Source organism: Halorubrum aethiopicum (assembly GCF_001542905.1).
In the GTDB taxonomy this organism is placed as follows: domain Archaea; phylum Halobacteriota; class Halobacteria; order Halobacteriales; family Haloferacaceae; genus Halorubrum; species Halorubrum aethiopicum.
Map to the genome: position 1 here is coordinate 387,585 of NZ_LOAJ01000001.1, position 24,744 is coordinate 412,328.

The window sequence follows — 24,744 nt, forward strand, 5'->3', positions numbered from 1 at the left end:
TCAGTAGAGGCTCCGAAGCTCCTCGGTGATGTCCGCTTTCAGCTCCTCGACGAACTCCTCGTAGTCCTCCTGGACGCCGATCCGGTTGATCCGCGGGACGGAGTCGATGTCGATGATCTCCTCGACCGGGACGCCCGCCTCCAGCGCGTCGAACGCCTCGTCGTTGAACGTCTCGATCGTCGTCAACATGAGGTACGTCTTCTCGGGCGGACAGTAGGTGTCCACCGGGTGGAACGCGTTCTGCTGGAGGTACGCCTCGCGCAGGTACCGGGCGACCTCGAGCGTGAGCTGCTGGTCGTCGGGAAGCGCGTCCTTGCCGACCAGCTGGACGATCTCCTGGAGCTCCGTCTCCTCGTCGAGCACGTCGACGGCCCACTGCCGCTTCTCGGGCCAGTCCTCGGAGACGTTCTCCTGGAACCAGGGGTCGAGCTGGTTCTTGTACAGCGAGTACGACTCGTTCCAGTTGATCGACGGGAAGTGCCGCCGTTCGGCCAGATCCGCGTCGAGCGCCCAGAACGTCTTCACGATCCGCAGCGTGTTCTGGGTGACCGGCTCGGAGAAGTCGCCGCCGGGCGGGCTCACCGCGCCGATCGCGGAGACCGAACCCTCCGTCCCGTTGACGTTCTCGAAGTAGCCGGCGCGCTCGTAGAACTGCGCCAGGCGGGCGGCGAGGTACGCGGGGTACCCCTCCTCGCCGGGCATCTCCTCGAGCCGCGAGGAGATCTCGCGCATGGCCTCCGCCCACCGCGAGGTGGAGTCGGCCATGAGCGCCACGTCGTACCCCATGTCGCGGTAGTACTCCGCGATCGTGATCCCGGTGTAGATACAGGACTCACGCGCCGCGACGGGCATGTTCGACGTGTTCGCGATGAGCGAGGTCCGGGCCATCAGCGGGTTGCCGTTGGCCGGGTCCTCGAGTTCGGGGAAGTCCTCGATGACCTCCGTCATCTCGTTGCCGCGCTCGCCGCAGCCGACGTAGACGATGATGTCCGCGTCGGCGTACTTCGCGAGCTGGTGTTGGGTGACCGTCTTCCCGGAGCCGAACGGGCCGGGGATGGCGGCCGTCCCGCCCTTCGCGATGGGGAACAGGCCGTCGAGGATGCGCTGACCGGACACGAGCGGCGTCCGGGGCGTCTTCTTGTTCGCGGAGGGGCGGGGCTCGCGCACCGGCCACTCCTGGTGCATCGAGACCTCGGCCCCGTTCGAGAGCTCGACGACCGTCTCGGTCACGTCGAAGGAGCCGGACTCGACGGAGACGACCTCCGCGGTCTCGCCCTCCTCGAGGGCGTCCGGCGGCACCATCACCTTGTGGTCGATGGTGACCGTCTCCTCGACGATCCCGACGACGTCGCCGCGGCCGACCTCGTCGCCGGCCGCGACCTCGGGCTCGAACTCCCACTCCTTCTCGAGGTCGATGCCGGGCGCGTCGACCCCGCGGTCGAGGTAGGGGCTGCCCATCTTGCCCTCCAGCACGTCCAGGGGGCGCTGGACGCCGTCGTAGATGGCGTCCAACATTCCCGGACCCAGGTCGACCGACAGCGGCTCGCCCGTGTTCTCGACGGGTTCGCCGGGGCCGACCCCGGAGGTCTCCTCGTACACCTGAATGGTCGTGACGTTCCCTTCGATCTCGATCACTTCCCCCATGAGGCCTTCGTCGCCGACGTAGACGACGTCGTTCATGCGGGCGTCGAGGTCGCGGGCGCTCACGACCGGACCGCTCACGCTCTGGATGACACCGGTTTCGGTGGTCTCCGTGGATTCTGCTTTGCTCATGTTAGTCGTCCTCCTCCATCAGGTCGATGCCGATGGCTCGTTTGATCTGGTCGCGGAGCCCGCCGCTGCCGGCGCCGCCTGCGCCGAGCGTCACGAGCACGGGCTCGATGCTCCCCTCGACCCGCTCGCGAGTCCCCCGCGAGAGGTGATCGAGGTCCGCGTCGTGCATCACGATGATGCCGGTCGTCTCGTCCTCGAGCGTCCGTTCGACGGCGTCGTCGAGCCGCTCCTCTTTCTCGTCGTCCGGCACGTTCTCGAACTTTCGGACGCCGGCGAGCCGGAACCCCGTGGTGAACTCCGGACTGCCGACGACGGCGATCTCCTGGCTCATGTTATCACCAGCTCCGATTCGATGTCGTCGGCCGGCAGGCCGGCCTCCTTCCCGCGGGCGATGGCGCGGATGTTCTCCACCTCTCGCTCCTTCGCGAGGATGTAGGAGATCACCGGCGTCACCGACACCGGGTGGACCGTGCCGAGCCGGTCGCCGTACGCCAACAGCGCGGTGTCCGTCGCGTGCTCGAACGCGATGAGGCTGTCCGCCTCCTCGAGTTCGCGCAGCGCCGGGCCGAGATCGTCGGCGTACCCGCTCTCCGCGATGTACTCGACGAGCTCGTCGACGTTTCGCGCGAGCCGGGCGAGCGTGTCGCGGGTGAACAGCTCGCCGCCCTCGATGAAGTACTCGGCGGGGTCGATCTCCGCGCCGGACCGGGCGAGCCGGAGCGCGTTCGTCGCGTTCCGGAAGTCGACCTCCGCCTTGAGGAACGCCTCGTACTGCCGGGTCGGCTCGCCGCCGGGCAGGTTCCCGAGGAGGCGCTCGTAGAAGGCGCGGTCGACCGCGTTCTCGAGGGGGACGAGGACGTCCGACTCCTCGTACTCCGCGTACGCCTCCCGCAGGGGGTCGCCGTAGATCGTGTCCTCGAGGACCTCGACGACGGCGTCGATCGAGTCGGCCTCGAGCAGCCGCCGGATCCGGCGGTCGTCGAACTCGCCGGCACGGATGAGGTCGACCTCGATCTCCTCTTGGGTCGCGCCGGAGTAGACGCCGCGGATCACGGTCTTCACGTTCCACGCGTCGAACTTCCGGAGGTAGCGAGCGATGAGGTCGTACAGCGCCCCCTCGCTCCAGTCGAGGATGCCCTCGAACTGCTTGGCGAGGTTCGCGTTCAGCGCGTACTCGATGAGGTCGACGCCGCCGTGGCGGCTCCCTAAGGCGTTGATCTCGGCCTCGTAGCTCGACTCCTCCATGAATCGGGCGATCTCGGCGGGCGACATCCGGACCAGCTTGCGGTACTCCTCGTCCCCGTAGAGCTGGCCGCGGCGGGCGCGAACCCGCGCGACGACGAACTCCGGGTTCGAGCTGCCGGCGGCGCTCATTGGTCGAACAGTCGCTCCGAGACGTGTTTCAACTCGTCGTCCCAGACCGTCTCCAGGACCGAGTCGAACGTGTTGTTCACGCGGACGCGGGAGGTGTCGCTCTCGGCGACGACGCCGCCGAGACAGTCGACCTCGCCGTCGACCTGCGCGTTCCGATCCGCGACGAGCTCCTCGAGGAGGTCGACGTCCTCCGCGCGGGTGTAGACGGCGACGTCCTCGTCGTCGTCGAACTCCGCGAGGCTGGCGTCGAGGGCCGCCTCGGTCAGCTCGCGCCGGCGGTCCTCCTCGAGGTCGGCGATCGCCGCCTCGACGCCGTCGTACACGTCCTGGAGGACGTCACGACGCGCGCCGAGCCGCTCCTGTTTGGCCTCGAGCTTGGCCGAGGAGAGCGTCTGCTCGCGCTCCTGGTCGATCTGTCGCTCGACCTCGGCGAGCCGCTCCTCGCGGATGCGCTCGGCGTCGGCCTCCGCCTCGGCGATGATCTCTTCGGCCTCGGCGTCGGCCTCCTCGCGGATCTCCTCCGCACGCGCGCGGGCTTCGTCTCGAACGTCCTCAACGACGGTTTCCAAACTCATTGGTGTGAAAGGGGGTGGCCGCTTAGACGATGAAGACGACGACGAGCGCGAGAATGACGATCGTCTCGGGAAGGACCGTCAGGATGAGCCCGTTGACGAAGAGGTCGTCGTCCTCGGCCATCGCGCCGACGGCAGCCGAACCGATGCCCCGCTCCGCGTATCCCGCGCCGAGGGCGGCGAGCCCGACGGCGAGCGCGGCCGCGGCGCTGGGGTCAGTGAGCGTTCCTCCGGTGGACAGTACGGCGTTCCCGAGTGCGTTGGTAGCTTCAAGCATTGGTAGTAGTTGCGGTTGCTCGTCTCCGAACAGTTGCTAGTTGCCGCCACAGTGGACATAAAGCTTCCCAAAACGACCGACGAGAACCACCGCGAGGAGTCTCAGAAGGGCGGTAGAATACGCTCTAGGGAACGAGGCGAGCGGGGAGGAGCCGGCGTCGAGCGCGGAACGCTCCGACCTCGATTCGGGCTACTCCTCGGTGTACTGACGGTCGTACCCGAACGGCGTGTACGCGTCGCCGCCGCCCTCGTAGAACTTCCCGAAGAACTCGACGTACTCGAGACGCACCGCCTGGATGCCGGCGGAGGTGACGCCGAGCAGGAGGACGACGACGTGGCCGACGAACGCCACGGCGACGCCGCCCACCAAGGCGAGGATCCCGACGGCGCTCGGCTCGAACGCGGTCGTGAGCCCGGCGAAGACGAGCTCGTACTCGCCGCCGTTCGCGACGGAGTGCTCCTGGATGTACGCGAGGTACTCGGGCGTGAAGATGAAGTGGAAGCTCCCCTCGCCGCCCTCGCCGATGTACGCGCCGAACGCGAGCAGGTTGACCGCGAGCGCCATTCCGCCCTTCGCGAGCAGCACCGCCATGATCCGGGCGTACGAGATGACGTTCACGATGGGCGAGAGCACCTCGGCGAGCTCGGCCGGTTCGCCGATCGCGAGCAGGACGGCACCGAGCGCGGCGGCCACGAGGCCGGCGATCCCCACGACGACCGGGAAGCCGGGGAACGAGACGGCGCCGAGGGTGAGGATCGAGACCGACTCGAACAGAAAGTCGGGCTTCGGTCCCGGCACGTGCTGGCTGAAGATCCAGATCCACGCGCCGTTGAGGAGCAGCAGCCACGAGCCACCCTCGTACAGCGCGTGTTTCAGGTCGTGCTGCTGGTAGTTGCTGACGAACGAGAGGACGTACCCCACGTTCAGGTGGATCAGCCCGAACAGCACGCTGACGACGAGGAACGACAGCGCCCAGTTCAGGTCGGCCGGGGAGAGCCCCTTCCCGGCGACCGGCCAGTGGATGCCGAACAGCTGGTAGGCGTGGTAGCCGAAGACGTCGATCCCGAAGTAGATCCCGAACAGGACCGTGAACAGTCCGGCCCAGATGGCGACCGCGCCGAGTTCACGGAACGTCCCCTCGTAGTTCGAGTACAGGAAGTAGCCGATCGCGGCGTACAACACCCCGTATCCCACGTCCCCGATCATGAACCCGAACATGAGCGGGAACGTGAGGAAGACCAGAAGCGTCGGGTCGAACTCGGAGTACTTCGGCCGGCCGAAGCCCTGGACGAGCAGTTCGAACGGGCCGGCCGCGCTCCCGTTGTCCTGGACGACCGGCGGGTCGTCGCCGCCGTGGGTCGCGTGGCCGCCGTCCGTGGCCGCCTCGCGTTCGGCGTCCTCCTCGCTCGATCCGGCGGAGTCGTCGCCGGCGCTCGCTGCGGAGCCGGCGGCCGCGGAGGCAGAAGCGGAAGCGCCGCCGACGGCCCCGCCGTCGGCGACCGCCTCGGTGTGGTGGTCGCCGTCGGGGGTGAAGGAGGCGCGCTCGAGCTCCTCGACCTCGGCGTGGTCGCCGACGGCGTCGGCGATGACCGCCTCGAAGTCGGCGACCGTCGCGGTCGGGATCCACCCCTCCGCGATGAACGCGTTCTCGGTGGTCGCGAAGGAGAGCGGCGCCTGCTTCTTCTGTGCCTCGATGGTGAGCTGCTCTTCGGCGCGCAGGAGGAACCCCGCGGCCTCAGCCTTCACCTCCTCGAGCTCGGCGTCGACCGCGTCGAGCTCCTCCCGGAGGTCCGCCTTCTCGTTTTCGAGGTCGGCGACGTACTCGGCCGGGCTCGCGGTCGCGTCGGGCACCTCGAGGAACGCGACGTCGACGCCGACGAGCGCGTCCTGGAGGACGCCCTCCTCGGCCCCGTCGGCGGGCGCGGCGAACGCGGCCACGACGTTGCCGCCCGAGAAGACCTCGAAGGCGTCGATGCCGTCGGCCTTCGCGAGCGCCTCCTCGACCGCGCCGGGTTTCGCCTCGCCGACGACGACCTCGAGCGAGTCGTACCCGCCGAGGAGGTCGAGCTCGATGCCGAGCTCGGCGAACGGCTCCATCCGGTCGATCTCCTCCTGGCGGTCGCGTATCTCGGCGCGGAGCTCGTCGCGTTGGTCGTTGAGCTCGTTGACGCGCTCGCGGGTCTCCTCGAGTTCGGCCGTGAGGGCGTCGTCGTCGAGCGGTCCCGGCCCGTCGGCGTCCTCGGCGGTGACGTCGAGGATGCTCTCGAGCGAGCGGACCGTGACGAGCCGCTCGTTGACCTCCTCGGCCCCCTCCAACGAGGTGCCGGGTTCGAACCCCTCGTAGCGGTCGTCGTAGTCGCTGACGTGGAGCGAGTGGTGGTCGTACGCCGCCTCGATCACGTCGTCGATGACGCGCTTCGAGCCCGTCACCGACACCTTGCTCATCTGCTCCGGTCTAAGCGCCATTCATTCCCCCGTCTTCCGGCCCTTGATCGCCTCCTCGAACCGCTCGACCGCGTAGTCGACGGCGTCGTCGACCCGCTCGCGGGCGGTCGATTCGAGCGCTTCGCGGTCCTCGCGGCCCTCGGCGAGGATCTCCTCGCGGCGTTCCTCGAGCTCCTCGCGGGCGGACTCCAGCCGGGCCTCGGCCTCGGCCGCCGCCTCCTCCTCGGCCTCGGCGCGGATCTCGTCCGCGCGCGCTCTGGCCTCGGCGAGGCGCTCGTCGGCGTCCGATTCCGCCTCCGCGATGATCTCGTCCGCCTCCGTTTCAGCCTCCTTGATCCGGTCGAGCACCTCTGGTCTCGCCATTCTACTGATCGCGTGAACGTCCACGAGCGACGTATAAGGTGTTTGCGGAACCGCTCGGCGAGCCGGCGGAGAACGGCGAGCGCGGTGGAACGCGATATCCGCGGGATCGCCGCCTACATTTAAGTAGGAGTCGCCGGACCCTGACGGTATGGCAACGGTGTATGCGGTCGCGTCGGCGAAGGGTGGCGTCGGGAAGACCACCACGACCGCGGCGATAGCGACGATCCTCGCGGAGGCCGGGGCCGACGTCGTCGCGATCGACGCCGACGTGGGCATGGCGAACCTCGCCGACGCGCTGGGGATGGTCCCCGGCGAGACGACGGTCCACGACGTGCTCGCCGGGCGCGCGGACCCGAGCGAGGCCGTCCACGACGGCCCCGCCGGACTGCGGGTCGTGCCGGGCGACCCCGACCTCGACGCGTACGCGGCCGCCGATCCGACCGAGCTCGGCGGGGTGATCGAGGCGTTCGCGGACGCCGACTACGTGTTCCTCGACGCGGGCGCGGGGCTCTCCCACGACTCGACGCTCCCGATCGGGCTGGCCGACGAGACGCTCCTCGTCTCCACGCCCGACCGGAGCGCGCTCGGCGACACGGAGAAGACCCGACAGCTGGCCGAGCGCATCGGCGGGCGCGTCGCCGGCGCGGCGATCACCCGCGTCGGCGGCGACGAGGACGAGTCCGCGGGGCTCGACGACGCCGACGAGACGGGCGACCCGGAGAGCCCGACCGTCGACATCGTCGACGAGATCCTCGCGACGGACGTGCTCGCGCGGATCCCCGAGGACCCGACGGTCGCCCGGGCGAGCACCGCCGGCGAGCCCCTCTCGGTCTTCGACCCGGACGCGCCCGCGACCCGCGCGTACCGCGAACTGACGCGGGCGTTGACCGGCACCGCGATCGCGGAACCGGAGGCGGAGGCGGAATCCGACGAGGACGCGGAGGCGGAATCCGACGAGGAGGCCGAAGTCGGCTCCGCGGAGGACCCGGAGACGGAGGGAGCCGAGGACGCCGACCGCGACGACGACGCGGATGACGCGGACGATACAGGCGACGCGGACGATGGGGATGACGCGGGCGACACGGACGACGAGGCCCAGGACGCGGAACCGGGAGCGATCGTCGAGGACGCCGAGGAGGGCGAGGAGGAGGCGGCGGTCGACGCGGCGGCGGACGCCTCGACGGAGGACGGCGGCGACGCCCGTGACACCGGCGGGACGCCGGGGTCGGAGCTCATCGACGAGGCGGAGCCGGATCCAGACGACGCGGCTGACGTCGACGCCGACGAGGAGGACGCCAGCGATGCCGACGACGATGACGCAGACGACGAAGAGGACGGCGAGGGGGACGTTGGAGACGAGCGAGAGGGGGACGACGCCGACGAGGAGGGCCTCGAGGGGAGCGTCCCGTTCCGCGACGACGACGGAGCGATGGACACCGCGCTCACGGGCGGGACGGACGAGGACCGGGAGTCGGGAGCCGGCGGAGACGAGACGGAAGGGGAAGACGAGGACGGGGACGACGAGGACGGAGACGACGAGAAGCGCGGGTTCTTCGGGCGGCTGCTCGGTCGGTGAGCGTCGGGGGACTCCGGCCGACTACGCCTCGGAGGGCGCTTCCGCGCGGTCGCGGATCAGCTCGCGGATCAGCTCGGGGTCGTTGACGTCGTCGATCTCCTCACAGGAGACGATCGCGGTGCCGTCGACGGACTCCCGGTCCTCCGACTCCTCCGTGAAGTAGACGGAGCGGGTGTGTGCCACCTCGCCGATCGAGGACATGATCCGCGCGCGCTTCTCCGCCGCGGCGGTGAACGCCGAGTGGCCGGTGAGCAGCCGCATCACGGGGTCGTCCTCGTCCTCGGAGACGGCCTTGAACGGCGCGCGGGCGGTCGGGTGGACGGTGAATCCGGCGCTCGTGAGCACGTGGACGACGTGTTCGTCGTCCGGGTCGGCGTCGGGCGCGGAGGGGGTCGGGTCCGCGTCGCGGACGTCGTCGGCCCCCTCCAAGACGTCCACGGGGCTGGAGAACGGCTCGTCGAACAGCTCCTCGAGCTGGATCGCCACCTCGATGGAGGCGTTCATGCCGTCCTCGTACTTCGAGACGGTGCGCCGGGAGACGCCGAGTTCGGTCGCGAGCCGGCCGAGCGACCAGCCGCGCTCCTCGCGCTCGTCGGCGAGCAGGTCGCCGTCGAGGCTGACGTAGAGGCCGCCGGGGGCCGCGTAGATGAGCGGCGGCATCCCCTCGATGAACAGCTCGTAGGCGGTGTCCGGGTTGATCACCGGCACGCCGTGTCTGAAGTAGACGACGCCCGGCTTCAGCTCCTCGTCGCGGGTTCGGATCCCGATCACCATCGGCGTCGCCTCGAGGTACTCGCCGAGCCGCCGCATCTCCGCGCCGGTCGCCGCGTCGAGCGCGTCGACGTTGCCGAGGATCTTGAGGAGCAGCAGGTCCTCGTCGCGCCGGGTGGCCACGTCGAAGCTCTTGGGCCGGACCGCACACCGGTCGCTGACGAGGAACCCCGCGTCCTCCAGCATCGCGGTGACGTTCTCGATCAGCGCAGTCCGGGACATACCCGAGACAAGTGCCTCACAGCATATATACGTTGTGTCGGCGAGATCGGTCGATAGCCGCGCCACCTTGCGTTTTTCTCGAACGGGACGGACGATACGGTTATATACGAGTTCGCGTGGATCCTTCCCGCGTCGGACGGCGGTCGAAACCGGCTTGTCCGCCGGCGCGAAACTCCGACCATGCCGATCGTCGCCGTCGACGACACCGACTCGCGGGACCGCGGCATGTGTACCACGTACGTCGGGGTCCGGCTCGGAGCGCGGCTCGAGGCGGCCGGCGGGGAAGTTTCGCGGCGGCTGCTCGTGCGACTCAACCCGGCGGTGAAACACAAGACCCGGGGGAACGCCGCGGTCGCGCTCCACGTCGAGGGCGTCGACGCCGACGAGACGTTCCGGATCGCCGGGAAGACCGTTCGGGAGTTCGCGGCCGCCGAGGACCCGCGGACCTCCCCGGGCGTCGTGGTCGCCGACGTCGCCGTCGATCCCGCCGGAACCGACGCCGACGCGGGGCTCGTCGACGGCGTGGACGACCTCTCGACGCGGATCCCCGGCGACGTCGCGTCGTTCGCCCGCCGGGCGCTCCGCGAGCGCCTGGCGCTCGCCGACGCCCTCGCGCTCGCGGACCGACACGGGTTCCGCCACGCCGGGTTCGGCTCCGGCGGCGCGGACGGCGACGGGACGCCGGGCCGCGGGCGGATCGGCGCGCTCGCCGCCGTCGGCGCGCCCGCCGCCCACGACGAGTGGACGTTCGAGCGGATCTCCTACCGCGAGCTCGACCGCTGCGGGACGCCCCGGGAGGTCGACGCCGAGAGCGTCTTCGCCGCCGCCGACGAGGCGTATCCGACCGTGTGGGACACCGTCGACCGCGGGACCGGGGAGGCCGTCTGCGTGCCGAACGCGCCGGGACCGATCCTCCACGGCATCCGCGGCGACGACCCGGGCGCGTGCCGGCGGGTCGCCGACGCGATCGCGAGCGAGCCGGTCGAGCGCGCCGCGACGTTCCTGACGAACCAGGGAACCGACGCCCACCTCGCGGACGGGAGCCTCGGCGACCTCCGCGACGGCGCGGGCTACCGGGTGACGGGCGTCGTCGCCGACGATCCGGAGACGAAGCGGGGGGGACACGTCCACGTCGCGGTCGCCGCGGCACTCGATGACGACGCCAGCCCGGAACTCCGGGCGGTCGCGTTCGCGCCGACCGGGCGGTTCCGTGACCGCGTGCGCGCGCTTCGTCCGGGCGACCGCGTGACGCTGTGCGGCGAACACGAGGTCCGCGATGGCGGGTCGGGGCCGTCGGGAACGCTGAAACTCGAGAAGTTCGCCGTCCGCGACCTCGTGCGGACGGAACCGACCACGCCGACCTGTCCGGAGTGCGGGCGGCGGATGTCGTCTGCCGGACGGGACCAGGGGTATCGCTGTCGCGACTGCGACACCGCCGCGCCCGGAAAGATCGAGGCGACGATCGAGCGGGACCTCGAGCCGGGGTGGTACGAGGTCCCGCCGAGCGCCCGCAGACACGTGGCGAAGCCGCTCGTCCGCGGCGGGTTCGACGCGCCGGTCCACCCGGAGCGGTAGCGCGGTCGCGACCGGCGGTTTCGTCTCACCGACGATCTCGTCCCACCGGCGGTTTCGCCCCACCGACGGTTCCGCCTCGCCGCCGCTCCGGGGGAGCAGTTAAGTCGCGTCGCCGCGCCCGCCCTGACATGTCCGGGATCGTCTTCTACGCGACGGAGAACCACGACGCAGTGGTCGACTTCTACCGCGATCGACTGGGGATGGAGATCTGGCTCGAACAGCCCGACTGTACGATACTCCGCCACGGAAACCTCCTCGTCGGCTTCTGCGACCGGGACCGGACCGACGACTGCGGGATTGTGACGGTCGTGTATCCGGATCGCTCGGGGGTCGACGACGCCCACGACCGCCTCGGTGACGCCGCGGAGGAGGAGCCACACGAGAACGAGACCTACGACATCTACCAGTTCTTCGCCGCCGACCCCGACGGACGGACCGTCGAGTGTCAGGCGTTCCTCGACGGGGAGGTGGAGCTTCCCTGAACGGGGGCCTCGGAGACTCAGTCGAGGTCGCGTTCCTCGCGCCACGCCGCGGCCCGCTCCTCGGCCGCGTCGCGCTCGTCGAGGACGACCCGGTCGTACGCGCGGTCGTCGGCCGCCTGCTCCATCACGTCGAGGCGCACGACGAACCGGCCGTCCCCCCGCTCGCGGAGCCGGACCGTGGCGTACCCGTCCGAGCGCTCCCACTCCGTGATCGTCGCGTCCTCCCGACCGAGAGACCAGCCCATGCCGAAAGGAAGGGTCGAGCGCGGCTAAAGCGCGGCGGTTCCCCGCCCGCGTCTTCCCGCCGACCGGATCGTCTTCCCGCCGACCGGATCGTCTTCCCGCCGACCGGATCAGGCGTCGCCCGCGATCGTCACCTCGTCCGTCCCGGGGCCGGCCGTGTACGAGCAGTCGGGACACACCGCGTAGCCGAGGGCGTCGTACGGCACCGACGTCGACGGCGCGGTGGCCTCACAGTCGGGACAGCGGAACGTCGAGGGGTCGGTCCCCCCGAAGTCGAACGCCGTGGAGTGATCGGTCGCCATGGTCGGCCGTACGACGAATACCCCTATAGTTACGACCCGCTTGATGGGACGGTAATCACACCCTGATTTATATACTCGTTCCGGTCGGAGCGTCCGTATGACCGACGACGCGTACGCGACCCGCCGCGAGCGGGCGGGCGAGCGGCTCCGGGCGATCGGGGCCGACGGGATGGTCTGTTTTCCGAGCCGCAACCTCCAGTACCTCACCGGGTTCGAGGCCGAACCGGGCGAGCGCCACTTCCTGCTCGTCGTCCCCGCGGACGGGGACCCGAGCCTGCTCGTCCCGGCGCTGTACGGGGCCCAGGTCCGCGAGGAGACGGGCGTCGCCGACGTGCGGACCTGGGCGGACGGCGACGACCCGCGGACCGCGGTCCGGGACCTGCTGGAGGCACACGACCTCCGCGAGGGGCGGCTCCTCGTCGATGACACGATGTGGGCGCGGTTCACCCAGGACCTCCGGGCGGTCGCGCCGGACGCGGAGTGGGGGCTCGCGAGCGAGGCGCTCGCCGACCTCCGGGTCCGCAAGGACGGGACGGAACTGGCCGCGTTGCGGGCGGCGGCCGGGGCCGCGGACGCGACCGTCGAGGACCTCCGGGACCTCGGGGCCGACGCGGTCGGGATGACCGAACGCGACCTGGCGGAGTGGATCGGCGACCGGCTGGCGGCCCACGGCGGCGAGGGGACCTCCTTCGAGACCATCGTGGGCGCGGGCGAGAACGGCGCGAAACCGCACCACGGCCACGGCGACCGGGAGATCCGCGCCGGCGACCCGGTCGTCCTCGACTTCGGGACGCGCGTCGACGGCTACCCCTCCGACCAGACGCGGACGCTCGTGTTCGCGGGCGAGCCGCCGGACGAGTACGAGACGGTCCACCAGGTCGTCGAGGAGGCGCAGGCGGCCGCGGTCGACGCCGTCGAACCGGGCGCGACCGCGGCCGCCGTCGACCGGGCCGCCAGAGACGTGATCGAGGAGGCGGGATACGGCGACGCGTTCGTCCACCGCACCGGCCACGGCGTCGGACTCGACGTCCACGAGGAGCCGTACGTCGTGGCGGGCAACGACCGGGAGCTGGAACCGGGGATGGTCTTCTCCGTCGAGCCGGGGATCTACCTCGAGGGACGGTTCGGCTGTCGGATCGAGGACCTCGTCGTCGTCACGGACGAGGACGCGGAGCGGCTGAACGCGACCGACCGCGGGTGGCGGTGAGCGCGGTCCGGTCCGTCCGTAGTCGGACCCGCCGGAGCGCGGCTCGGGTCGGAGACGGACCGGACCGAAACCGTTACCACCGACCGAGCGGAATCGCGACGCATGAGCGACACCGACGAGGAGGAGACGGAGGCCGAAGGGGACGCCGAGCCCGCCGTCGAACTCGGCGACGGCCCCGACGTCGCGGGCGAGCCGGTCGCCCGCGTCGCCTCCCGGCTCACGTGGCCCGCGACCCGAAGCGACGTGCGCGCACAGGAGGGCGACGCCACCGTCCGGACCCCCGACGGACCGGCGACCCTGGACGAGATCCTCGCCGAGTCCGACGTGCCCCTCTTCGAGAGCCGCGGCGAGTTTCACGAGGCGGTCGAGGACGTGATCGGGAGCGGCCCGGTCGCCACCGAGTGATCGACTCCGGGAGCCGGTCGACCGCGCCGAGGCTCACCGACACGCACACCCTTTTGTCGCCGCCGGCCGACGATCGCCCATGACGCTCCCGTTCGACCCGGACGACCTGGACGGCGACGACTTCGGCGAGAAGCGCGCGACCCTGGAGATGGACCACGAGGCGGCGATCGAACACGTCCGCGAGGTCTGTGCGGACGTGGGGTTCGGCTTCCCCGTCGAGTTCTCCCCCTCGGAGATGCTGAACGAGAAGGTCGACGCGGGCCGCGACCCCTACTACGTCCTCGGCGCGTGCAACCCCGCCGTGGCCGACCGCGCGCTCGACGCCACGGACGGCCGGATCGGCTCGCTGTTCCCGTGTAACATGGTGATAGAGCAGGTCGAGCCCGGCGAGCAGGTCGTCCACCACGTCTCGATCATGAAGATCGCGCGGCTGCTCGGGCTCCCGAGCGACGACGCGGAGATGGACGCGATAATCGAGGAGACCGGCGAGATGGTCGGCGAGGTCTTCGAGCGGCTCGACGACTGAGGTCCCGAGGCCTCGACGACTCACATCCCGTCCGTCTCGGAATCGTCCCCCGCCAACAGCCCCGCCTCCGAGACCGCGAGGAGCGTCCCGAAGCCGAGCGCGGCGACGAGCGCGAGACCCCCGGCGAGCGGCGCGTCCAGGGCGGCGAGCGAGAACGCACCGACCCCGAGCAGGACGACGGCGAGGGCCCAGTCCAGCCAGGCCGGCTTCTCGGTTCGCAGGTTCGAACGGAGGAGGTTTCGGCCCATTCCGTGTCCCTCGAGAGCGCTACTCCTCGTCGTCGAGGCGGTCGCGGAGCCGTTCGACCTCCGCCTCCAGCTCCGCGATCCGTTCGTCGCGGTCCGAGCGGCCCCGGAACAGCAGGACCGCCGCGGCCGCGACGGCCACGACGGGGACGCCGAGGAGCAGCAACACGAGCAGGATGATCAGCAGCTCCGGACCGCCGGGGACGCCGAACTGCGCGGGGAGGGCTGTGAGCATGCCGGAACCCTCGCTCGGAGGAAGCAAAAACCCTCGGACGGAGTTCGGTCACCCGTCCCGGACCGTCCTCCGCCCCGGACCGTCCTCCGCCCCGGGCCATCCTCCGTCCCGGACCGTCACCCGTCCCGATCGGTGAAGTCCGCGAGGTTGGCCTGGAGCCCCGCCGCCATCGTCGACTTCCGCCGGAGGCGCCCGAGCGAGATCGGGAGGTGGTCAGTGACGCCACGGACCGCCTCGCCGAACGTCTCGGCGGTCCCGCGTTCGCCCTCGAAGGCGTTCCGGACGGCCTCGCGCACCTGCCAGACGCCGACCGGCCCCCAGTAGTCGTCGGAGACGTGTCGACAGACGAGGACCTTCGCCTGCCGCCCGCGCTCGTGGAGGTGCTCTAAAACGCCGAGGCGGGCGGCGTAGTACGCGCCCGCGGTCTCCTCGACGTACCCCGTCCGGCCCTCGCGGCCCTCGCTCGCGGCCGCGAGGTAGATCCCGGCGTCGGGGTCGGGGTTCCAGATCGAGCCGGGCGCTTTCAGCTCGACCAGCTCGTACTCCCAGTTGCCGGGGACGAGGATCACCCAGAAGGCGTTGCCGAGGTACTCGTTGCGGTGGACCTCGATCCGGTCGATCGAGGGCTCGTCGCGGATCGACCCGCGAAGGAACTTCCCGATCGTGTCGTCGACGGCGGTGATCGACCAGCGCGTCGGCACGAGCCGGCGGTTTCGCCCGCGCCCGAGCGCGCCCGCGGAGAGGATCGTGTTGATCTCGTACACGTCGAACCCGCGGCGGTAGAGGTACGTCATCGCGCCCTCGGCGCGCCAGTCGTCGTCCTCGAGCGTCTTCTTCACCGGCCGCGGGACGTGCGGGTTCTCGCCGAGCGCCGCCTCCCGCGCCGCCGCCCGCGGGCCGGTGGGCGTCTTCACGTCCTCGAGGCCGACCTCGAAGTCGAGGTCGGGGGTGCCGTCGAGCCCGATCTCGACATCGACCGGGCGGTCCGCGATCGCGACCTCGCGCTGGACGCCGAGCCAGCCGTCCCACGCGTCGTGGACGCTCGCCCCGTCGCTCCCGGAGCCCCCGGTCCCGACTCCGCTGGCCCCGACATCGGTCACGTCGACGCCGCGGTTGGCGTTGAGGAGGCTGGTCCGGCGCTCGAAGACGTCCGCGATCGACACGCCCTCGTCGTACCACGCGCCGGAGGTCCGGAAGCTGTCGGCGCGCTCCTCGCGGCCGACCGGCGAGAGCAACCCGGTCGAGACGTTCGGGTAGTCGGAGCGGCCGACGAAGATCGATGGGGAGACGCTGCCGACGACCGCGTCGTCGGAGACCTCCGCATCGAACCGCCGCTCGAAGGAGTCGAGGTGGTCGAGTATCCCGTAGTCCTTCTCGCGGGCGAGCCGCCGGCGCTCGGCGCGCTCGTTCGCCTCGAACTCGAGGTAGTCGTCGAGCCGCATTCGTCCGACCTTGGCGGCGCGCCGGCTTCAACGTTGCTTCGGTCACGACTCGCGGATCCGATGTGAGAGACGTCCCGACTTCGCCATGCGGTGGCGTGCCGGTGAGCGCCCGGAGGGCGCGAACCCGACCGCGAGGGACGCTGCGAGCGCTCGAAGAGCGCGAGCAGCGAGGCTGGGGAGGCGTGAGGTGCGGTTGCGGTGCTGTGCGATCGGGAGGGGCGGGACTCAAAGGGGCTTTGGAGGTGTTCTCCGCGAAAGCAACGACACCGAAGCAAAGAGGACGGGTACGCGCCGCCGGGAGCCGATCTAGGCGTGGATGCCCATCGCCTCGATCTGCTCCTGGTACCGGTTGCGGATGGTGACCTCGGTGACCTGGGCCACGTCGGCGACCTCGCGTTGGGTCTTCTTCTCGTTACAGAGCAGCGAGGCGGCGTAGATGGCGGCGGCGGCGTAGCCGGTGGGCGACTTCCCCGACAACAGCCCCTGCTCGGCGGTGGTCTCGATGATCTCGTTGGCCTTCGACTGGACCTCCTCGCTGAGGCCGAGCTCGGAGGAGAACCGCGGGACGTACTTCTGGGGGTCGACGGGCCGCATCTCCAGGCCGAGCTCCTGGGAGATGTAGCGGTACGTTCGGCCGATCTCCTTGCGGTCGACCCGCGAGACGTCGGAGATCTCCTCGAGCGATCGGGGGATCCCCTCCTTTCGGCAGGCGGCGTAGAGCGCGGCGGTGGAGACGCCCTCGATCGAGCGGCCACGGATGAGGTCCTCGGAGAGCGCGCGGCGGTAGATCACCGAGGCGACCTCCCGGACCGAGCGGGGAACGCCGAGCGCGCTCGCCATCCGGTCGATCTCCGAGAGCGCGAACTGGAGGTTCCGCTCGCCCGCGTCCTTCGTCCGGATCCGTTCCTGCCACTTCCGCAACCGATGCATCTGCGAGCGCTTCTTCGAGGAGATGGAGCGCCCGTACGCGTCCTTGTCCTTCCAGTCGATCGTCGTCGTCAACCCCTTGTCGTGCATCGTCTTCGTCGTCGGCGCGCCGACGCGGGACTTCGACTGCCGCTCGGAGTGGTTGAACGCCCGCCACTCCGGACCGGGATCGATCTGCTCCTCCTCGATGATGATCCCGGTCTCCTCGTGTATCAGTTCGCCGTCGGCCGTCCGGGTCAGCTCCGCCGGGTCGAGGTCGTCGGGGTCCAGCTCGGCGGGATCCACCTCCTCGACGTCCACCTCGTCGGTCTCGGATCCCTCCACGTCCTCGTCCCGCACGCGCTGCCGGTCGTGATCCCGTTGCCGGGTGGGCCGTGTCATCGCATTTATATACTACGCCGACCGACTGACTTAAAAGTTCGTGAGCGATCGGGGATCGCGATCGAACGGCGCTCGAGGCGTCGCCCGCCTCGCGCCCGGCGGGCCGTCCATCGGTCACGCCCGACGGGCCATCCACTCGTCGACGGCGCGCGGGAAGAGCAGCGTGGCGGTTCCACTGACGACGATCGACCACAGGAGTCCGAGGGCCACCACGTCCGTTCCGCTCGCGACGACGACGCCGCCGTGGATCGCCACGAGGAGGGTGGCGTTGAAGCAGACGAGCCTGAGGAGAACGAGCGTCGGAAACAGTCGCGCCCACCCCGGTGCGTCCGTGAGGGGAGGGGCGATCCGGCCGTTCCTGACGAGGGTGCCGACGACGACCATCGTCGTCAGCCCCACGAGCCACGTCTCGAAGAGGGCGACGGGTGCCCAGCCCTGCGCGACGGAGAGATACAGCATCACCGGAAGCGTGAGGATCCCGACCTCGCCGGCGATCCGACCGAGGTCGGCCAGGAGGGCTCCGATCCGGTCCTTCTCGGTCCCGGATCGACCGCCGATGGCCAGGAACTCGCGGCGATACGTGGACGTCGCCGCGCTCGTCTCCCGGCCCGGCGGACCCCGCCGGGGGCTGTGTCCCCCGCCCCGGTGTGCCCGCGTCCTGTTCGGCAGGCCGTCGTCCCGATCCGGCCGTGTCGAGTCGCTCACCGTGTTCGCTCTTTCGGAGAACGGAGTTAAATCTTCGTTCGGGGTCGATCCCGGACGGACAGCCATATCCCCGACAGACACCGACCATCGGGACATGCCGACGATCGACTGCGATCCGGCCGAGGCGCGGGCCCGCCTGGAGGACGCCGGCGTCCGGATCGACGCCGGAAACACCGACCACGAGCGGTGGCGCGCCGAGCGGGAGGGGGCGGTCGCCGTCGCCTACGACGATAAGGTGGTCGTCCAGGGGAGCGATCCCGCTCGATTGACTAATCTCCTCTCGGCGGGCGGCGGGCGCGCGCACGTCTACTTCGACGGCGCGTCCAGGGGGAATCCCGGACCGGGCGGGATCGGGTGGTGTCTCGTCACGTCGGACGGCGTCGTCGCCGAGGGCGGAGAGCGGATCGGCCGCGTCACCAACAACCAGGCGGAGTACGCCGCGCTGATCCGCGCGCTGGAGGCGGCCGACGAGTACGGCTTCGACGAGATCGACGTCCGGGGCGACTCCGAGCTGATCGTGAAACAGGTGCGCGGCGAGTGGAACGCGAACGATCCGGAACTACGCGAGCGGCGCGTCCGGGCCCGCGAGCTGTTGGACCGGTTCGACCGGTGGTCGATCGCGCACGTTCCGCGGGAGATAAACGCGCGCGCCGACGATCTGGCGAACGAGGCACTCGATGACGCGAACTGACGACGAGCCACCGGAGTGGGCGAGAGAACGGGCGCGAGAGCTGATGGCGACCGAAGACGACGAAACGGGCGGATCGGTCGAGGACGACGGCCGGACCGACCCGGACGGAGCCGATCCGGGAGCGGGCGACGAGGCCGACCGGGTCCCGGACGTCCCGGCGGAGGTCGTCGACGAGGCGGAGCGTCTCACCCGGCTCGCGCGGCGGGCCGCCGACCCCGCGGCCGCGGAGGGGTACCGCGACCGCCGGGACGAGCTGGTGACCGACCACGAGTACACGCCGCGGCTCCGCGAGGAGGACGACACGCTCGTGTTGTACCCCGAGGAGTGGATGGAGTCGGGGACGGTCCGGTTGGACCGGATCGAGGACACCGATCGGGCGGTGGAGGTGTCGCTCTCGGGGCCCGGCGACGCCGACCGCTACCGCGAGATCGCCGCCTACAACGACGCGGTCGTCGACGCGGTCGCGGAGCGGGCCGACGAGGTCCACGCCGAAACCGCCAGAAGCTTCGCGGCGTTCATGAGCAACCACTACGTGCGCGCGGTCGACGACGCGACTCCGGAGATGCGCGCGGAGTTCCGCGAGGAGTTCTTCCCGCGGAACGGCTGGCCGACCGACGAGCAGCGGGCGGCCCTCGAGGAGTCGCTCGAGACGGTCGACCGCGTCGCGGCCGAGATCGACGAGCCGGAACCGTAGCCGCGGCTCGGCGGGTGAAAAACGACGAGCCGATCCGGTTCGGGCCCCGAGGGGGTCTTACTCCTCGATGAGCGCCCGTACCTCGGCCGCGCGGGCCTCGTCGGTGACGAAGCGGTCGAGCACCCACTCGAGCTGACCGAGAACGACGTCGTGGCCGGCGTCGGTGAGCGCGTACTGGTTCGTGCGCTTGTCGAGTTCGCTCTTCTCGATGAAGCCGTCCTCGACGAGATCGTCGAGGTTGGGGTAGAGCCGGCCGTGGTTCACTTCCGAGCCGTAGTACGCCTCGAGCTCGCGTTTGACCGCGAGCCCGTACATCGGCTCCTCCGCGAGGATCGTGAGGATGTTCTGTTGGAACGCGGTCAGGTCGTGTGCGGTCGTCGATGCCTCGGGAACCGATCGTGCCTCTGACATGCTGGATAGGAAGGTTCCCTGACTTATAACCTTTCTCAACGTTCATCGGATTTAGGACCTCTCAACGGGATCGATCCCGACGAACGGGCGTTTCGGGCGATCGATCCGGCATTTCCGTGGGATGACCCGATGACGAGGGAGAAACGATCCGTCGGGTTCAGCGGCGTATACACCTACTGTGGACAACGAAACCGGTAATACGGTGACGGATCCACGATCGAGGATCGGTCCGAACGGGTCGAAATCGACCCCGATCGGTCCGAATCGGCCTCGGGGAATATCCGACGCCTCCTGAACGAATATGTCGGGCGTCCCGGCTGGTTCTCCCGGCACGCTCGTGGACGGGAACGTCGGCCTCGCGCGGGCAGTGGTGAGCTTCGTGCGGACGGTGGTGACGGGCTCGTCGAGGCGGACGCATGGTCGGCTTGGACCGTCCCGAAAGGATTTTCCACGCGTTCGTCGCAGTGTTCGACACATGGTAAACCTCTGGGAGGACCTCGAGACGGGACCGGACGCCCCCGACGAGATCTACGCGGTCGTGGAGTGTCTGAAAGGCGAGCGCAACAAGTACGAGTACGACAAGGACGTTCCGGGCGTCGTCCTCGACCGGGTGCTCCACTCGAACGTCCACTACCCGTACGACTACGGCTTCATCCCGCAGTCGTACTACGACGACGAGGACCCCTTCGACGTGATGGTGCTCGTCGAGGACCAGACGTTCCCCGGCTGCGTGATCGAGGCCCGCCCCGTCGCCCTGATGCGGATGGACGACGACGGCGAACAGGACGACAAGGTGATCGCGGTGCCGACGGAGGACCCGCGATTCGACCACATCGAGGACCTCGAGGACATCCCCCAGCAGATCCGCGACGAGATAGACGAGTTCTTCTCGACGTACAAGAACCTGGAGGAAGGAAAGGAGGTCGAGACGCTGGGCTGGGAGGACGCCGCGGCGGCGAAGGAGGCCGTCGAGCACGCCCAGGACCTCTACGACGAGGAGTTCGGGGCCTGAGTTCGCGCCCGAGGGTTCGGAGCCCGAGCCCGACGACGCACCCCGTCGCGGCGGCGTGATAACCGGCGCGTATGACACCCGTCGCGTCGATGTGTTATGCGTATGGGTAATTTTTAGGGAGTGGAGCCGGTAGGATCGGGTAGAACCATGACGACTACCACCTCGTCGTTCGGCATGGATCACCCGACGGTCGTGCCGGTCAACTTCGACCCGGAGCGGCGCGACGGGACGGACGACAACTCGAGCGTCGCCGGCGCGGTCGATCCGTAACGGAACTCCTCGTCACGAACGGACGGGCCGCCGACCTCCGATCACTCCCGGGCCGCCGACGACTCCTGAACCACCGCCGAGAGCGGAGTGGCCCCCGCCGAGAGCGACGCGAGTCGCTCGTCGACCCACCGGACCACCGTCTCGTCCGTGGTTTCGAACACGCAGCGCGGGTTGTTGTGCTCGTCGTAGGCGACCACGCAGGCGACGTCGTCGTACCGGAGGAGTCCGTACTCGATGGGATCCGGGGAGACGTACACCGTCGCCCGCTCGTCGGACAGCGCTCTGTCGGTCGCGGGGCCGAACTCCGCTATCGAGGTCTCCAACACCTCGCGGTCGATGATCAACTCGATCTCCGCGCCCGCGTCGAGCGCGTCCCTGGCCGCCTCGTTGTACTGGCTCGTGACGATCGGTGAGACGGCCCTGACGTCCGAGCCGCGGGTCGTGCGGATCAGTTCCACCAGCCGGTCGAGGGCGGCCAGCGGGTCGCGGTCGGTCGCCGCGGTGAGATCGCCCGCCTCGAGCCCGGCGGCGGGGAAGTCCGCGCCCGCCCGCTCCAGATCGGCGGCGAACCGCCCGTACCGATCGGCGCGGTCGATCTCGGAGAGTAAGTCCTCGTAGGCGTCGTGGACGCGCTCGCCCGTCGGCGTCACGTGGTAGGCGCCGTCGCGTTTGACGACCCACCGCCGCTCGCGGAACCCCGCCAGAATGCGCTGGACGGTGGTCCGGGTCGCGTCGACCGCGTCGGTCAGGGAGGCCGGACGCCGCGGTTTCCGGTCGAGCGCCCGGAGGATCGCGACCCGTACCGTCGACCCGGCGAGGTACTGCGCGTCGTCGTGTCCGCTGTCGGACGCCATCGTCTGTCACGGACGTACGACCACCTGCGTCATAACCGTGTCGTCGGGGCGGAGGCGTCGCCGGTGGCGACGCGGGAGCTCGGAACGTCCGGGAAACACCGACGGATCCCGTCTCGCCCGCCCGCGACCCCGCGAGATCGACCCGGCGAGTTTGTTTCGATCGAGACGTGATTCAAACATCCGGAACGTACCACTTCGCATAAGACTAGAACTTAATCTCACGCGCATTCTGGTGTAATATGCCCGAAAGTGTTGCGGCATACCTGGCAGAGCACCCGAAGATGACCGGCGTCCTGTTCACCGCCATGCTGCTGTTGACGCAGGCGGCCCCCGTGGCGGCGAACGCCGCACAGGCGAATCCCGGCCCGTAGAATCGAAGACCGATCAGAGCGGCAGCAGTTCGTCGCTCCAGTGGAGTTCACCGTCGTAGAACACGGGGAGCGTTTCGAGTTGGAGTAGGCCGTTGAGCTGCTCGGAACTGATTCCCCCTATTCTCGCGTCAGTCGGTACCGTGTAGTTGTCCGAGACGCCCTCGATCGTCGGGCTGTACATCGTACCCAGCCCGTACGGTCCGTTGGGGTACGCCGACATCGTGAAGTTCCACGCGGAGCCGTTCGAGTCGATGTCGATGACAGCCGCGATCCCGCTGCGGCTCTGACAGATCGTGGTCGCCCCGTCGCCGACGACGATGTACTGGTGGCCGGTGAGAAGCTCGCGTTTCGAGACGTGGAGGGCGGTCCGGAGGTTGAACCCGCTGTTCATCAGCCGGGCGACGATCCGACCGAGCTTCGTCGCCGGCGAGTTCGCGACGTCGCTGAGCGTGACGATCCCGCCGCGGCTCCCGCGGTGGATCAGCGCCTCGCCCTGCTCGTAGGACTGACAGGCGTTGAGGAGGAACGCGCTGACGTCGACCCGGAGGCTCTCCTGGGTGAGATCGAGGTAGTCGTCGGTACACTGCATGCCCCGGTCGTCGACGTGGCCGATGTAGTGGAGGAAGTCCACGTCCGAGGCGAGGACCTCCCGCATCTCCGCGCGGGTGAGGTCGTGGCGCACCTCGATGTCGAACTGGACCATGTCGCGGAGCCCGTAGAGGTCCGAGACCTTCCCCTCCTCGCGCATCTGCTCGTCGTTACAGACGACGAGCACCGAGATGCGCGACTGCTCGACGCTCTCCGTCTCCAGCCGCCGGCGGTAGGCGTCGAGCGTCGCCTTGTTGGCGTCGAGGGGGACCCCGTCGCCGACCCAGGCGTGCTCGACCGTCTCGACCGGCTCGGGCCGAACGAAGTCGGCGGAGCCGAGCGCGCCCCCGGCCTCGCTCGGGGCGTCGGTTCCGCGGGGGTCCGCGCCGCGAGGATCGGAGACGCCGGGGGCGTCCGCGGCTCCGGCGGCCCCCCCGTCGACGCCCGTCCCGCCGCGGACGAGCGTCCCCGGCTCCGGCTCCGGCGCGCGGAGGAACCCGATCCCGCCGCCGGGGCCGGTGTCGGCCGGCGTGGCCGTCTCCGGCGACCGGACGATGGAGAGCTCTCCGGCCACGAACGGGAGCGCCTCGACGTTGCCCGGATCCGGCCGCACGTCGGTGGTGAGCGTCCACTGGGGGAGCTCCGACTCGATCCGGTCGAACGGCACCTCGAGATACGTCCCGAGCCGCTCGGCGAGCGGGGCCTCGTAGAGTGCGGCCCAGTCGAGGTCGACCGCCGTCGTCTCGCGCTCGTGGAGATCGACCGGATAGAACCCCTCCGTTCGGGCGATACAGTCGAAGTGGAACGACTGCCGGAGCACCTCCGCGGCCCGTCGTTCCACGTCGGGCTCGAGCGAGTGCTCCCAGCCGTCGCCCTCGATGCGGGCGACGGATCCCGGAACCACCTCGGCCGCGAAGTAGTACGCGAGCGGGACGACGGGATACAGCGCCCGGTAGGTGGGGGGGACGACGATCCGCACGCCGGTTTCCGGCCGTTCGATCCGCTTCGGGACCGTGAACTCGTCGCCCGGCTCGACGAGGGGCGGGTGGCCGCGCAGCGTCGGGAAGGAGCGCTCCGGGCTCGTCGTCTGGAGCGCCGATCCCAGGTGTGAAACCGCCTCCATCAGCGGCTCGGGGTCCGTCGGCGTCGTGATCGTGCCCGCCGGTCGCTGGTGGAGCGACCGGAATCCGAGCGTCACGGCCGTGGATCCCTCGAGGTCGATCCGAGTCGTTCGGTCCGTCGTCGCGACCGTGAAGCCGGACTCGAAGTACAGATACAGCTTCGTCGGGGCGGGATTGATCCCGAGGTGGTACTCGCCGGCCGGCATCTCGAGGTCGTCCCCGCGGGCGAGAAGCGTTCCGTCGCTGGACCGGGTCTCGACCACCGCGATCCGGGGGATCTCTATCGAGCCGGTCTCGACGGTCACGCTCGCGTCGACCGGGAAGTAGTGGTCCTCGACCGCGGACGGCCGGGGGGTGACCTGCCGGTCGGTGTAGAGTTCGAACTGCGTGTTCTCGATGTGGTCCGTGACCGTGAGACCGGGCGCGTCACACAACGGGTCGATGTCGATGCTCATCTGCGGTGGGCCGCGGTCTACCGTCGAGACGGCGCTGGCTACCGTCCGTTCGGCGGAAGCGGGTGTAAACCTTGTGTCGCGTCGTCCGCCGGATCCGGTCCGTGGGGTTCGCCGTCGGTTCGTCGCCCGCCGCCAGCAGGCGGAAACCGCCGTCGGCCGTCTCTCGCCGCCGGCGGGCGGAAACCGCCGCCGACCGAACGGATAAAGGGGTCGCCGACCCACGTCCGCG

29 protein-coding genes are annotated in these 24,744 nt (G+C 69.9%); 11 read left to right on the plus strand and 18 right to left on the minus strand.

The genetic code is table 11. The annotated features are described in order from the left end of the window. The 7 genes from AXA68_RS01910 to ahaH all read right to left on the minus strand — a co-directional run bounded on the left by AXA68_RS01910 (position 1) and on the right by ahaH (position 6,804). Positions 1-1,773, minus strand: a complete 1,773-nt coding sequence (locus tag AXA68_RS01910) for an ATP synthase subunit A (RefSeq protein WP_066412068.1) — start codon at positions 1,771-1,773, stop codon at positions 1-3. A gap of 1 nt (position 1,774) precedes the next feature. Then, positions 1,775-2,104: a V-type ATP synthase subunit F gene (locus AXA68_RS01915; RefSeq protein WP_066412071.1), complete on the minus strand. Its 330-nt coding sequence runs from the start codon at positions 2,102-2,104 to the stop codon at positions 1,775-1,777. Continuing rightward, positions 2,101-3,147 (minus strand): V-type ATP synthase subunit C, encoded by a 1,047-nt coding sequence (locus AXA68_RS01920; RefSeq protein WP_066412074.1) that lies wholly within the window; start codon positions 3,145-3,147, stop codon positions 2,101-2,103. Before AXA68_RS01920 ends, AXA68_RS01915 begins: the two co-directional genes overlap by 4 nt. Then, positions 3,144-3,722, minus strand: coding sequence for a V-type ATP synthase subunit E (locus AXA68_RS01925; RefSeq protein ID WP_066412077.1), 579 nt, complete (start codon positions 3,720-3,722; stop codon positions 3,144-3,146). Before AXA68_RS01925 ends, AXA68_RS01920 begins: the two co-directional genes overlap by 4 nt. 22 nt (positions 3,723-3,744) lie before the next feature. Beyond that, entirely contained in the window at positions 3,745-3,996 is a 252-nt protein-coding gene (locus tag AXA68_RS01930; RefSeq protein ID WP_066412079.1) for an ATP synthase subunit K, read from the minus strand. A 189-nt stretch (positions 3,997-4,185) separates the two neighbouring features. Next, positions 4,186-6,441, minus strand: coding sequence for a V-type ATP synthase subunit I (locus AXA68_RS01935; protein ID WP_066412081.1), 2,256 nt, complete (start codon positions 6,439-6,441; stop codon positions 4,186-4,188). A gap of 21 nt (positions 6,442-6,462) precedes the next feature. Then, positions 6,463-6,804, minus strand: coding sequence for an ATP synthase archaeal subunit H (ahaH, locus tag AXA68_RS01940; protein ID WP_066412083.1), 342 nt, complete (start codon positions 6,802-6,804; stop codon positions 6,463-6,465). A gap of 148 nt (positions 6,805-6,952) precedes the next feature. Between ahaH and AXA68_RS01945 the strand changes: the two genes are divergently transcribed. Continuing rightward, positions 6,953-8,380, plus strand: a complete 1,428-nt coding sequence (locus AXA68_RS01945) for a nucleotide-binding protein (protein ID WP_066412085.1) — start codon at positions 6,953-6,955, stop codon at positions 8,378-8,380. Positions 8,381-8,401: 21 nt separating this feature from the next. Here AXA68_RS01945 and AXA68_RS01950 read toward each other — a convergent pair whose 3' ends face one another. Then, a complete protein-coding gene (locus AXA68_RS01950; protein ID WP_066412087.1) occupies positions 8,402-9,373 on the minus strand; it encodes a transcriptional regulator in 972 nt (323 codons plus the stop codon). A 180-nt stretch (positions 9,374-9,553) separates the two neighbouring features. Here AXA68_RS01950 and AXA68_RS01955 point away from each other — a divergent pair, with 180 nt between their 5' ends. Continuing rightward, positions 9,554-10,948, plus strand: a complete 1,395-nt coding sequence (locus tag AXA68_RS01955) for a tRNA(Ile)(2)-agmatinylcytidine synthase (RefSeq protein ID WP_066412089.1) — start codon at positions 9,554-9,556, stop codon at positions 10,946-10,948. A 128-nt stretch (positions 10,949-11,076) separates the two neighbouring features. Next, positions 11,077-11,430: a VOC family protein gene (locus AXA68_RS01960; protein ID WP_066412090.1), complete on the plus strand. Its 354-nt coding sequence runs from the start codon at positions 11,077-11,079 to the stop codon at positions 11,428-11,430. A gap of 17 nt (positions 11,431-11,447) precedes the next feature. Here AXA68_RS01960 and AXA68_RS01965 read toward each other — a convergent pair whose 3' ends face one another. Further along, positions 11,448-11,675, minus strand: coding sequence for a DUF7543 family protein (locus AXA68_RS01965; RefSeq protein WP_066412091.1), 228 nt, complete (start codon positions 11,673-11,675; stop codon positions 11,448-11,450). A 108-nt stretch (positions 11,676-11,783) separates the two neighbouring features. Next, a complete protein-coding gene (locus tag AXA68_RS01970; protein WP_066412093.1) occupies positions 11,784-11,975 on the minus strand; it encodes a hypothetical protein in 192 nt (63 codons plus the stop codon). A gap of 97 nt (positions 11,976-12,072) precedes the next feature. Here AXA68_RS01970 and AXA68_RS01975 point away from each other — a divergent pair, with 97 nt between their 5' ends. From AXA68_RS01975 to AXA68_RS01985, 3 genes are all read left to right on the plus strand, one after another. Beyond that, entirely contained in the window at positions 12,073-13,182 is a 1,110-nt protein-coding gene (locus tag AXA68_RS01975; RefSeq protein WP_066412096.1) for an aminopeptidase P family protein, read from the plus strand. Positions 13,183-13,284: 102 nt separating this feature from the next. Further along, complete coding sequence (locus tag AXA68_RS01980) at positions 13,285-13,587, plus strand: DUF5789 family protein (RefSeq protein WP_066412098.1); 303 nt, start codon at positions 13,285-13,287, stop codon at positions 13,585-13,587. Positions 13,588-13,666: 79 nt separating this feature from the next. Then, a complete protein-coding gene (locus AXA68_RS01985; RefSeq protein WP_066412100.1) occupies positions 13,667-14,113 on the plus strand; it encodes a DUF302 domain-containing protein in 447 nt (148 codons plus the stop codon). 20 nt (positions 14,114-14,133) lie between these two features. On the opposite strand, the gene AXA68_RS01990 is transcribed toward AXA68_RS01985, so the two are convergent. The 5 genes from AXA68_RS01990 to AXA68_RS02010 form a co-directional block, all read right to left on the minus strand. Next, a complete protein-coding gene (locus AXA68_RS01990; RefSeq protein ID WP_066412109.1) occupies positions 14,134-14,361 on the minus strand; it encodes a hypothetical protein in 228 nt (75 codons plus the stop codon). 19 nt (positions 14,362-14,380) lie between these two features. Further along, positions 14,381-14,593 (minus strand): hypothetical protein, encoded by a 213-nt coding sequence (locus tag AXA68_RS01995; RefSeq protein WP_066412112.1) that lies wholly within the window; start codon positions 14,591-14,593, stop codon positions 14,381-14,383. Between the two features lie 116 nt (positions 14,594-14,709). Continuing rightward, entirely contained in the window at positions 14,710-16,035 is a 1,326-nt protein-coding gene (nreA, locus tag AXA68_RS02000; RefSeq protein WP_066412115.1) for a DNA repair protein NreA, read from the minus strand. Positions 16,036-16,341: 306 nt separating this feature from the next. Then, the gene (locus AXA68_RS02005; protein ID WP_066412117.1) at positions 16,342-17,343 is read right to left on the minus strand and encodes a transcription initiation factor IIB; all 1,002 of its coding nucleotides are present in this window, start codon (positions 17,341-17,343) and stop codon (positions 16,342-16,344) included. A gap of 114 nt (positions 17,344-17,457) precedes the next feature. After that, positions 17,458-18,048, minus strand: a complete 591-nt coding sequence (locus AXA68_RS02010; RefSeq protein ID WP_066412119.1) for a hypothetical protein — start codon at positions 18,046-18,048, stop codon at positions 17,458-17,460. A 94-nt stretch (positions 18,049-18,142) separates the two neighbouring features. Here AXA68_RS02010 and rnhA point away from each other — a divergent pair, with 94 nt between their 5' ends. Further along, entirely contained in the window at positions 18,143-18,739 is a 597-nt protein-coding gene (gene rnhA / locus AXA68_RS02015; protein ID WP_066412122.1) for a ribonuclease HI, read from the plus strand. Then, positions 18,726-19,433 (plus strand): DUF7108 domain-containing protein, encoded by a 708-nt coding sequence (locus tag AXA68_RS02020; RefSeq protein ID WP_066412125.1) that lies wholly within the window; start codon positions 18,726-18,728, stop codon positions 19,431-19,433. The genes rnhA and AXA68_RS02020 overlap by 14 nt, the downstream gene beginning before the upstream one ends. A gap of 57 nt (positions 19,434-19,490) precedes the next feature. Here AXA68_RS02020 and AXA68_RS02025 read toward each other — a convergent pair whose 3' ends face one another. After that, positions 19,491-19,844, minus strand: a complete 354-nt coding sequence (locus AXA68_RS02025; RefSeq protein WP_066412128.1) for a PadR family transcriptional regulator — start codon at positions 19,842-19,844, stop codon at positions 19,491-19,493. 475 nt (positions 19,845-20,319) lie between these two features. Between AXA68_RS02025 and AXA68_RS02030 the strand changes: the two genes are divergently transcribed. Together AXA68_RS02030 and AXA68_RS17420 are read left to right on the plus strand one after the other, a co-directional pair. Next, positions 20,320-20,856, plus strand: coding sequence for an inorganic diphosphatase (locus AXA68_RS02030; protein WP_066412135.1), 537 nt, complete (start codon positions 20,320-20,322; stop codon positions 20,854-20,856). Between the two features lie 147 nt (positions 20,857-21,003). Further along, positions 21,004-21,126: a hypothetical protein gene (locus AXA68_RS17420; protein ID WP_269799177.1), complete on the plus strand. Its 123-nt coding sequence runs from the start codon at positions 21,004-21,006 to the stop codon at positions 21,124-21,126. A 41-nt stretch (positions 21,127-21,167) separates the two neighbouring features. On the opposite strand, the gene AXA68_RS02035 is transcribed toward AXA68_RS17420, so the two are convergent. Continuing rightward, positions 21,168-21,980: a helix-turn-helix transcriptional regulator gene (locus AXA68_RS02035; RefSeq protein ID WP_066412137.1), complete on the minus strand. Its 813-nt coding sequence runs from the start codon at positions 21,978-21,980 to the stop codon at positions 21,168-21,170. A 239-nt stretch (positions 21,981-22,219) separates the two neighbouring features. Here AXA68_RS02035 and AXA68_RS17425 point away from each other — a divergent pair, with 239 nt between their 5' ends. After that, positions 22,220-22,351 carry a DUF7503 family protein gene (locus tag AXA68_RS17425; RefSeq protein ID WP_269799178.1) on the plus strand — a complete coding sequence of 44 codons (132 nt, stop codon included), beginning with the start codon at positions 22,220-22,222 and terminating at the stop codon, positions 22,349-22,351. A gap of 13 nt (positions 22,352-22,364) precedes the next feature. Here the strand turns inward: AXA68_RS17425 and AXA68_RS02040 are convergent, their stop codons facing one another. Continuing rightward, entirely contained in the window at positions 22,365-24,515 is a 2,151-nt protein-coding gene (locus tag AXA68_RS02040) for a caspase family protein (protein WP_066412139.1), read from the minus strand. Positions 24,516-24,744 lie beyond the last annotated feature (229 nt).

Bases quoted from the DNA above. Each gene is read 5' to 3' on its own strand.
- AXA68_RS17425 (WP_269799178.1), top strand. From the start codon at position 22,220: ATGCCCGAAAGTGTTGCGGCATACCTGGCAGAGCACCCGAAGATGACC.
- AXA68_RS01920 (WP_066412074.1), bottom strand. From the start codon at position 3,147: ATGAGCGCCGCCGGCAGCTCGAACCCGGAGTTCGTCGTCGCGCGGGTT.
- AXA68_RS02020 (WP_066412125.1), top strand. From the start codon at position 18,726: ATGACGCGAACTGACGACGAGCCACCGGAGTGGGCGAGAGAACGGGCG.
- rnhA (WP_066412122.1), top strand. From the start codon at position 18,143: ATGCCGACGATCGACTGCGATCCGGCCGAGGCGCGGGCCCGCCTGGAG.
- AXA68_RS01945 (WP_066412085.1), top strand. From the start codon at position 6,953: ATGGCAACGGTGTATGCGGTCGCGTCGGCGAAGGGTGGCGTCGGGAAG.
- AXA68_RS01970 (WP_066412093.1), bottom strand. From the start codon at position 11,975: ATGGCGACCGATCACTCCACGGCGTTCGACTTCGGGGGGACCGACCCC.
- AXA68_RS01990 (WP_066412109.1), bottom strand. From the start codon at position 14,361: ATGGGCCGAAACCTCCTCCGTTCGAACCTGCGAACCGAGAAGCCGGCC.
- AXA68_RS01975 (WP_066412096.1), top strand. From the start codon at position 12,073: ATGACCGACGACGCGTACGCGACCCGCCGCGAGCGGGCGGGCGAGCGG.
- AXA68_RS01930 (WP_066412079.1), bottom strand. From the start codon at position 3,996: ATGCTTGAAGCTACCAACGCACTCGGGAACGCCGTACTGTCCACCGGA.
- AXA68_RS02005 (WP_066412117.1), bottom strand. From the start codon at position 17,343: ATGACACGGCCCACCCGGCAACGGGATCACGACCGGCAGCGCGTGCGG.
- AXA68_RS01950 (WP_066412087.1), bottom strand. From the start codon at position 9,373: ATGTCCCGGACTGCGCTGATCGAGAACGTCACCGCGATGCTGGAGGAC.
- AXA68_RS01980 (WP_066412098.1), top strand. From the start codon at position 13,285: ATGAGCGACACCGACGAGGAGGAGACGGAGGCCGAAGGGGACGCCGAG.
- AXA68_RS17420 (WP_269799177.1), top strand. From the start codon at position 21,004: ATGACGACTACCACCTCGTCGTTCGGCATGGATCACCCGACGGTCGTG.
- AXA68_RS01985 (WP_066412100.1), top strand. From the start codon at position 13,667: ATGACGCTCCCGTTCGACCCGGACGACCTGGACGGCGACGACTTCGGC.
- ahaH (WP_066412083.1), bottom strand. From the start codon at position 6,804: ATGGCGAGACCAGAGGTGCTCGACCGGATCAAGGAGGCTGAAACGGAG.
- AXA68_RS01910 (WP_066412068.1), bottom strand. From the start codon at position 1,773: ATGAGCAAAGCAGAATCCACGGAGACCACCGAAACCGGTGTCATCCAG.
- AXA68_RS02030 (WP_066412135.1), top strand. From the start codon at position 20,320: ATGGTAAACCTCTGGGAGGACCTCGAGACGGGACCGGACGCCCCCGAC.
- AXA68_RS01915 (WP_066412071.1), bottom strand. From the start codon at position 2,104: ATGAGCCAGGAGATCGCCGTCGTCGGCAGTCCGGAGTTCACCACGGGG.
- nreA (WP_066412115.1), bottom strand. From the start codon at position 16,035: ATGCGGCTCGACGACTACCTCGAGTTCGAGGCGAACGAGCGCGCCGAG.
- AXA68_RS02040 (WP_066412139.1), bottom strand. From the start codon at position 24,515: ATGAGCATCGACATCGACCCGTTGTGTGACGCGCCCGGTCTCACGGTC.
- AXA68_RS02035 (WP_066412137.1), bottom strand. From the start codon at position 21,980: ATGGCGTCCGACAGCGGACACGACGACGCGCAGTACCTCGCCGGGTCG.
- AXA68_RS01960 (WP_066412090.1), top strand. From the start codon at position 11,077: ATGTCCGGGATCGTCTTCTACGCGACGGAGAACCACGACGCAGTGGTC.
- AXA68_RS01955 (WP_066412089.1), top strand. From the start codon at position 9,554: ATGCCGATCGTCGCCGTCGACGACACCGACTCGCGGGACCGCGGCATG.
- AXA68_RS01925 (WP_066412077.1), bottom strand. From the start codon at position 3,722: ATGAGTTTGGAAACCGTCGTTGAGGACGTTCGAGACGAAGCCCGCGCG.
- AXA68_RS01935 (WP_066412081.1), bottom strand. From the start codon at position 6,441: ATGAGCAAGGTGTCGGTGACGGGCTCGAAGCGCGTCATCGACGACGTG.
- AXA68_RS01995 (WP_066412112.1), bottom strand. From the start codon at position 14,593: ATGCTCACAGCCCTCCCCGCGCAGTTCGGCGTCCCCGGCGGTCCGGAG.
- AXA68_RS01965 (WP_066412091.1), bottom strand. From the start codon at position 11,675: ATGGGCTGGTCTCTCGGTCGGGAGGACGCGACGATCACGGAGTGGGAG.
- AXA68_RS02025 (WP_066412128.1), bottom strand. From the start codon at position 19,844: ATGTCAGAGGCACGATCGGTTCCCGAGGCATCGACGACCGCACACGAC.